Annotated in this window: 4 protein-coding genes; 2 read left to right on the top strand and 2 right to left on the bottom strand. The window is 51.9% G+C overall.

All coding sequences use genetic code 11. The annotated features are described in order from the left end of the window. Positions 1-1,149: 1,149 nt before the first annotated feature. A complete protein-coding gene (locus ACP5OT_RS16415; protein WP_424675785.1) occupies positions 1,150-1,272 on the bottom strand; it encodes a hypothetical protein in 123 nt (40 codons plus the stop codon). A 3-nt stretch (positions 1,273-1,275) separates the two neighbouring features. Continuing rightward, on the bottom strand, positions 1,276-4,887 hold the full coding sequence (locus ACP5OT_RS16410; protein ID WP_428112879.1) for a CHAT domain-containing protein: 3,612 nt from the start codon (positions 4,885-4,887) through the stop codon (positions 1,276-1,278). Between the two features lie 167 nt (positions 4,888-5,054). Between ACP5OT_RS16410 and ACP5OT_RS16405 the strand changes: the two genes are divergently transcribed. Further along, on the top strand, positions 5,055-6,599 hold the full coding sequence (locus ACP5OT_RS16405; RefSeq protein WP_424675783.1) for an aldehyde dehydrogenase family protein: 1,545 nt from the start codon (positions 5,055-5,057) through the stop codon (positions 6,597-6,599). A gap of 33 nt (positions 6,600-6,632) precedes the next feature. Continuing rightward, a complete protein-coding gene (locus ACP5OT_RS16400) occupies positions 6,633-7,472 on the top strand; it encodes an ABC transporter ATP-binding protein (RefSeq protein ID WP_428132755.1) in 840 nt (279 codons plus the stop codon). Positions 7,473-7,492 lie beyond the last annotated feature (20 nt).

Here is a 7,492-nt window from a genome sequence, read left to right as displayed (position 1 = left end):
GTCGCACGACTGCCCTCGTGGTGTGTTTGGGAAGGGTAGGGACGAGCCACCCGCAAGCGTCATGGCCGGTACGGCGGTGAGTTGGCTCGCTGTGCTTGTTAGTAATTTTTAGATAAGGAATACCCTTTCGGTTAGGCTTATAGTTGCTCTCAAAACCATGCGCAAAGGTGCGTCTGGTTCTCTTTTCACCTCGAATTGGTATCTGACGGGTGTAACGTTCTCGTCCGTAAATAGAACCGCTCTGATACAGGACTTTGTTCGGAGCAAGACAGGTGCAATGACCAGCCGTTTGCGGTTGCGCGCGATGAGGTGCTCCCAATCGCGAATGGTGTTGCGATGTAGACCCCTGCCACTTTTGGCCTCACATCGTCAGCGCGTCGTCTTTTCCCGCCGCCGGTCGCATAGAGGCGTATGTTTGGGTCGTAGCACGCGGCAATGACTATCCGGGTTGTCGGAGCGTGTTGTCTTGTCGTCGTTCTCGATCTGCGTGTGGGATCATCTAACGCTCACGTTACTGATGGTGCAGGTGAGAGTTATGTTTGCTAGTATTTCTTCGCGTCTGCGATAACCACCACTTGGGTTGCGCAGCAGATGGGTGTGGTGAGCGTATGAGAGACCTCGGTTCTGATAGAGGGAATGCTGGTTTACAGCCCTGCTGCTGCCGGTGCAGAGCGCTACATTCGGTGCAAGACCTTTCCAAGCCTTGAGATGGTGTTGCTATTTTACAACTGCGCATCTGGTGCAGGTTCCCATCGCTGCAAGAGTTCGACGGAGTATCCCAGCAGCTTTGCTACGTTGTCTGTACTTATGGTGTTAACGATAACCTATCTCGTACTCTTGTAAATACCAGAAATCAAGCTCCAACATTCCCACCGAAAGACATTCTGCTCTAATGTTTGTCAAACTTTTCTGTCATGTGAATGATTTCGGCCAAGCATTTCTAATGGCCTACAAGTAGGCGCTCGCTGCAACCGGCTATCGGCAATGGGAATACTAGATGGCGTACAACGTAGGGTGTCTCTGTCGGGATTACTGCGTGAACTTTCCAAATAACGTGTATGTCAGCTTCGTTGAATTGATTCTTCGCGTCCTTCAACATCTGTTGGCATATCCACTAGCATGTTCGGTTCAGGACCAGCACGTTGTTGATTAACCCGATGGCATCTTGCCGAGCAAGCGGGCCATCGTCGAGCCAATTTTAGCCTGATCAACGTTCTGACCGGCAGAGGGTTTGGTTTGATCGTGTGCTGTCACCGAACGTGTGGTAGACACTGACTACCTGATCCGTTGTTGAATACTTTCGCGGCTGATGTACCACTGGGTACGTAATTCTAGTGGCCAATACTGGCATTTACTATCTAACTCGCGTAATGTATTTCGATCGCCAATCCACGCAAGAGCTTCAATGGCTTTACGCCGTAAATAGATTGGCGAGAGTGAAGCTACCGACATCTCAAGTGTAAATTCACCTTCAACGAAGCGGGGTAGTGGTACTTGCCAGAGTGCAATCTCTTCGATAAGTTGCTTAATGGTAAGTTTATTGTTTCTCTCTCCTTCTGCGATCGTAATCGAACGATTCGTTGCTCCTTCACCAATCCACGCCAACGATTGCAATGCGCGCGCTTTGACATTCTGACTGGGGTTGTTGATCAAGAGATGGATTAACCAGTCGATAATGAAGGGTCGATCGATGCGAAGACGGCCAACCAGATACGCCAGTTGTTGCGCAGTAGGACTCGGCATACTCCGTTTGTGGCGAATTAATGTAGCAATGAGTGGTGTCACATACTCCGGATCAAACAAAGTTAACGCATCAGCCGCCGACCACATTGTATCCATCCATTCGTTGCTGATGGTTGTTGTACTGGTATCTAAAGGATGCGTAATTATCCGCAACAGAAAACGGGCATCGCAGGCTTGCTGTATTGGGGAGATACTAACATCAGCGAGCGCAAATGCCGCAACGGCCCGTTCAGGGGCAAGTGGTGAGGTTACGATGCAATCACGTAGCTGTTGGCGCGTTGCTTCACCTTTCAGCCAATGATGCATGAGTTCAATTAACGGACGGTCGTCGCGGAGTTGTTTGAGCGTGATACGTGTACGATCAAAGGACTCTTCTTTCTGTTTCTGTAGTCGACGAAAATCAGGTAAATGCAGATCGCGTAATGCACGAGCAGCGGCAATTCGTACATTGCTATACTCATAGCGTGGTCCACTACTCGTTTGACGTACTTTATCGACCAAAATTTGGCGTAAATATTGTCGTATCTGTGGATGATCAATCTTACCGAGCGCTTTCACCAGCAATTCACGCCGTTCGGCACTCGGTTCGCGCCGTTCATCAAGGTGGAGCAGGCAGTTATCGATAAGTTCGTTGCGTAAAGTGAGAGGGACTGATTGCAGTTTATTAGGGGGGAGGGCTTCAAGGCAACGGGCGGCAATGACCGCCAGGCGTTGATTGCCATTACGCAATGATTTGGCAATACGGCTAAGTAGTTCCTCTGGTTGGTCGAGCAAGTTGGCGAGCGCATAGAGCACTTCTTCCCACCAGCGTTGTCGTTCGACATCGGTGCACAGTGCCACAATATCATCGAGCTTTCTTGCACGATCTGGGGCACGGCATAACGCTTGGGCTGTACAATAAGCAGCAACAGCTTGATTGGCAAAGTACATCTCGCGCTGACCGATCATTGAGATTAATAGGGTTTGCCCGAGTTGATAAAACAACTCTTCAAGATCGTAATCACGATTTTGTCGCACTTCTGCGAGCAACGTAAATACTTCACCGATCGTTAGTGCATCGCGCATGTGCCAGTGCATGTACCATGCGATGTGATACAGACTCGCGCGAGCCACGTCGCCCATTTGATAACGATGATCGAGCGCACGTAGCTCTTGGGTGAGAAATTCTTCGATAATGTTATGGTAGACAATCGGTTGCTGATTAGGACCGGCGAGGCGATTAACAATCAGCATCAGCATTCGTGGATCACCGGCGAGATGCTGGAGACGATTCTCACGTATTCGATCAATTATCCCGCGCGCTTGCCGACGGTAACGTTGGCGAATGTATGCAACGATGCTTGGTTCGTCAAGAGGTTGAATAGCAAGGATAGTAACCGGTTGTTCAAATGCTAGTGATGTGAAGGCTTGTGGTGCAGCAACAACAAATCGCTGATCGGTGAGACGGTTGCGAACGGTATTTAGATCGTGAATCAGATCCTTCCAGTGCGACTCGGCAATCTGATCGACATCATCAAGCAAAAACACACAGCGGGGGCGGGAGTTGGTGCCACTTATTGTACCGCGAAACAACTGCTCAAGCGTTTTGGCAAACTCCACGTGCTGTTTTCGTACCCGTTCAATGATGTGGTCGTAGAGACGAATATCACTGCGTGCTTGCTCGTAGCCGGCTAACGAGACCAAGACACCAACCGGTGCATTGATATCGCGTTGGGCTTGCCGAGCAAGATCATGGCAAATACGCCGCAAAATGGTTGTTTGGCCGGATTGGTGCGAGCCGGTGAGGAGAACGAGCTGCTGACTAGGAGCGATAGAAGTGGTCGTATTGGTTACCAACGAGAGGATGGTGTCACGCGCCGAAATTGGTTTAGGTGCGTTTTCAGGGCGGTATTGGAACAGTTGCCACGTTTGCCCTGGTGGTATGGTGGTACAATCAAGGTCAATATATTCATCACCGGCCCACCGCGTGATCGATTCTTGGCGCAGCACCCATTCGACATAACTGAGCAGAGTACTTGGTTGAAAGAGTCTTCCGTTGCTGAGACGGGTATACAGAACAGGGGTGCTCCATCCAAGCGTATCGGCTCGGTAAATGCGACGGCGGGCCGTGGTAACGGCGAGGTCAATAAGACCGCTCCGGAGGAGCATTTCGGTCAGATGTTGAGTGAAGTCACGCGCAAGATCAATTGCTACCAACCGTTGCATTGCTATCACCGCCGGAACACCGCTTTCGGCGATAAGTCGGGCAGCAAGGTTACTGAGTGGTGCATGCAGATCGACCGTCGCGCTATTGCAAGCGACGAGAGCGATGAGGGTTGGTTTATGCGTACTCGGCAACTGGGTGATAAGGCGCGCGAATTCACTTCCATCGAGGAGGCGACCGCGACGTTGGGAACCACCTTCGAGTAACAGTCGTGTACCGTATTGTGGTACGAAGAGTGCATGACCGATATACAGCACGACATCGAAACCACGTTCACGCTCACTGAGATGGCTACCACGTTCGAGGGCATTGCGCAGTGCTGATTCGCTGGCAACCGGTAAGATTTCCAATTCCAACTGGCCGGTGTCTTGAAATGGGCGAAAGCGCAACTTAAAGTCTTGCTCAGTTGTCTTTCGGTCAAACGTTGCTAAACCCCAACGGTTGAGATCACTCGGCTCGCTCAAGATGATCAGCATTCGAATTGGGCGATATTCAAGGGGGTCGCCCAAGGGGAATTGCTCACTATCGATGTAGCGCGAGAAGAGGACTTGATCACTCGTCGCTAATGGTTGTGGTCGGCTTTGGGCATCGAGCGCCGGGAGATGGAGTAATTCCCACGGAATGGCTTGTAATATTGCATCCTGAGGATCAATGGCGAGGCGCAAGCGGAGGGGTTGCTGTTGCTGGATGGCGGTGAGCCGTGTTGCATTAAAGGAAGTAGCGAGACGACCCGAAAAGAGTCGGGAAAACAGCTCTTGCCCGTAGCGGCTGATCGCATCTGGATCAGAAGTCTCTGGTGGGGGGAGGTTTAATTGAACTTCGTCGGTGGTTGTGATCCGGCGACCATCGCCAAATTCGAGATCAACGAGATACGTTGGTGATGAATTGGAAGCTCGATTAGTACGTCGAGGTCGAATCAGCAAACTGGTACGTCGATCCATAACCATGCTCCATTCGGGAGTAAGATGTGCATCATAGTGTAGCATCATATATGCGGTAAGGGAAGGACCGATGCGTAGCTTCGAGTAACAGGCGTGTTGACTATAATAATTCGACAAGCCGTGATATACTCGGATTGTGCCAAACATCACAGGACAAGAGGAGTAACATGAGCAAGATTATTGCACCGGAATGTGAATGGTCTCATCTAACGGCGCAACTGCGTACTGTCATACCGGAAGCGTTCAACGCCGAAGGCCATGTCCTTAATTTAATCGAGGGAACGTGGGGTTGGCCGGGGCATGGCAAGCACTACAGTACGGCAGTCGACGGCGGTGAGCTGGGTCGGATGCCGATGATCGATCTTGACACGGCGAAGCGGGCGGTGCGGTTTGCGGCGCGTGAGCATGAGACATGGTCGCAGACCGATCTGGACGAGCGGCGACGGCGGGTGAGCGAAGCATTGGTTAGTTTGCACCAGCACCGTGATCTGATCGCCTACTTGCTCATGTGGGAGATCGGCAAACCTTACCAACTAGCGTGTGATGACGTTGATCGGTGCATCGGTGGGGTTGAGTGGTATATCGAGCAAATTGAGTGGATGATGAATGGGCGTCGGCCACTCGGCTTGATCTCAAATATTGCCTCTTGGAACTACCCGTATTCGGTGTTAATGCATGCTGTATTGGTGCAGACGCTGGCCGGTAATGCTGTCATTGCAAAGACACCTTCTGATGGTGGTTTGTTTGCCTTGACGCTCGGATTTGCGATTGCGCGTCGTGCCGGGTTGCCGGTCTCGTTGGTGAGCGGTTCGGGTGGAGCGCTGAGTGATGCGTTAGTGCGGAATGCTGATGTGGCCTGTTTAGCGTTTGTTGGCGGCAAGACGAATGGACGCGATATTGCCGCTTCGCTCTATGACCGCAACAAGCGTTATATGCTCGAGATGGAGGGAGTTAATTGTTACGGTATCTGGGATTTCTCGGATTGGCCGAATTTGGCGCAGCAGATTAAGAAGGGTTTCGCTTACGGCAAGCAACGTTGCACGGCCTATATCCGCTACGTTGTACAGCGACGACTCTTTCCCAAGTTTCTCGATATGTACTTACCGGTGGTGAAGAGTCTCCAAATCGGTAATCCGGTGTTAGTGGATAAACCGGGTGATCCATTACCCAGGCTCGATTTTGGCCCGCTGATCAACGCGAAGAAGGTCGAAGAGCTGCGTGTACTCTACAGTGAAGCACTGGGTGCAGGAGCGATTTGTCTGTATGAGGGTGAGTTGAATCCAGAACTTTTCTTACCCAATCAGGATATTTCGGCTTACATGGCCCCAATTACCTTGTTAAACGTCCCGCGCAACTGTCGTCTGCATCATAACGAGCCGTTTGGGCCGGTTGATACGATTGTGATCGTTGATAGTGTTGATGAGCTGATCAGCGAGATGAACATCTCGAATGGTAATCTCGTGTCATCGATTGCGACCGATGACTTGAAGTTAGGACGGATGATTGCCGGCGAGTTACGTGCATTTAAGGTTGGCATCAACAAAATGCGGTCGCGTGGTGATCGGGAAGAGGTATTCGGTGGGATGGGGGCATCGTGGAAAGGGTGTTTCGTCGGTGGGAAGTATCTGGTTGATGCGGTGACAATAGGTGTGCCGGGTGAGCGGCTGTACGGAAATTTTCCCGATTATACGTTGCTTCCAGAGCAGCGGTAGTATCTCATAGCAGCAACCCCTAACAGACAGGATATGGCTATTCTTTTTCAGGAAGCAGACACTGCGTCATCGGCAGCCGATCTGGGGACGTGGGCGATTAAGGTGCAAGGTGTTACGAAGCACTATCAGACGCGGGGCGGCGCAGTGCAAGTATTGGCCGGTATCAATTGTACCGTTGCCGCTGGCGAGGTAGTAGCACTGGTAGGGCCGAGTGGGTGTGGCAAGAGCACGTTATTGCGGATCGTAACTGGGCTTGAGAGTCCTGATGGCGGTGTTGTACAGTTATTCGGTTTGTCACCGATGCAAGCTCGGCGTGAGCACCGATTTGGAATCGCTTTTCAAATGGCAGCCCTGCTTGAGTGGCGTGATGCAGCGGCAAATGTGGCATTACCGCTTGAGTTAGCCGGCTGGTCACCGGAGGCACGGAAAGCACGGGTAGCTGAATTACTTGCACGGATGGGGTTGAGCGATGCTGCACACCGCCTACCGCGGCAATTGTCGGGTGGTATGCAGCAACGGGTAGCGTTGGCACGAGCGTTGGCATTAGCTCCGCCGGTGCTCTTGCTCGATGAGCCATTTAGCGCCCTCGATGAGCTGACCCGTGAGCAGTTGCAGGGTGAGTTGCTCGATCTGCTGGCGACAATCTCGCCTCGTCCGGCAGTCTTGCTCGTGACGCATAATCTGACCGAAGCGGTGTTGTTGTCCGATCGTGTTATTGTTTTAAGTCGGCGACCGGCCCAAGTGTTGGCGGAAGTGTCTATCGCTTTGCCACGCCCGCGCCGCGCTGACTTACGCGATGACGTGCGTCTTCATCAGTTGGTAACTGAGTTGCGGGCTGTGTTACGTGGCAATGGTGGGCGAGGGGGAGTGTAACCCCTTGGCGCCCTTGGCCC

It is taken from the genome of Chloroflexus sp., from assembly GCF_049970315.1.
Classification (GTDB): Bacteria; Chloroflexota; Chloroflexia; order Chloroflexales; family Chloroflexaceae; genus Chloroflexus.
Note: the sequence above shows the minus strand (reverse complement) of the source record. Positions and strands in the feature narration are given on the sequence as shown.

Bases quoted from the DNA above. Each gene is read 5' to 3' on its own strand.
- ACP5OT_RS16410 (WP_428112879.1), bottom strand. From the start codon at position 4,887: ATGGATCGACGTACCAGTTTGCTGATTCGACCTCGACGTACTAATCGA.
- ACP5OT_RS16405 (WP_424675783.1), top strand. From the start codon at position 5,055: ATGAGCAAGATTATTGCACCGGAATGTGAATGGTCTCATCTAACGGCG.
- ACP5OT_RS16400 (WP_428132755.1), top strand. From the start codon at position 6,633: ATGGCTATTCTTTTTCAGGAAGCAGACACTGCGTCATCGGCAGCCGAT.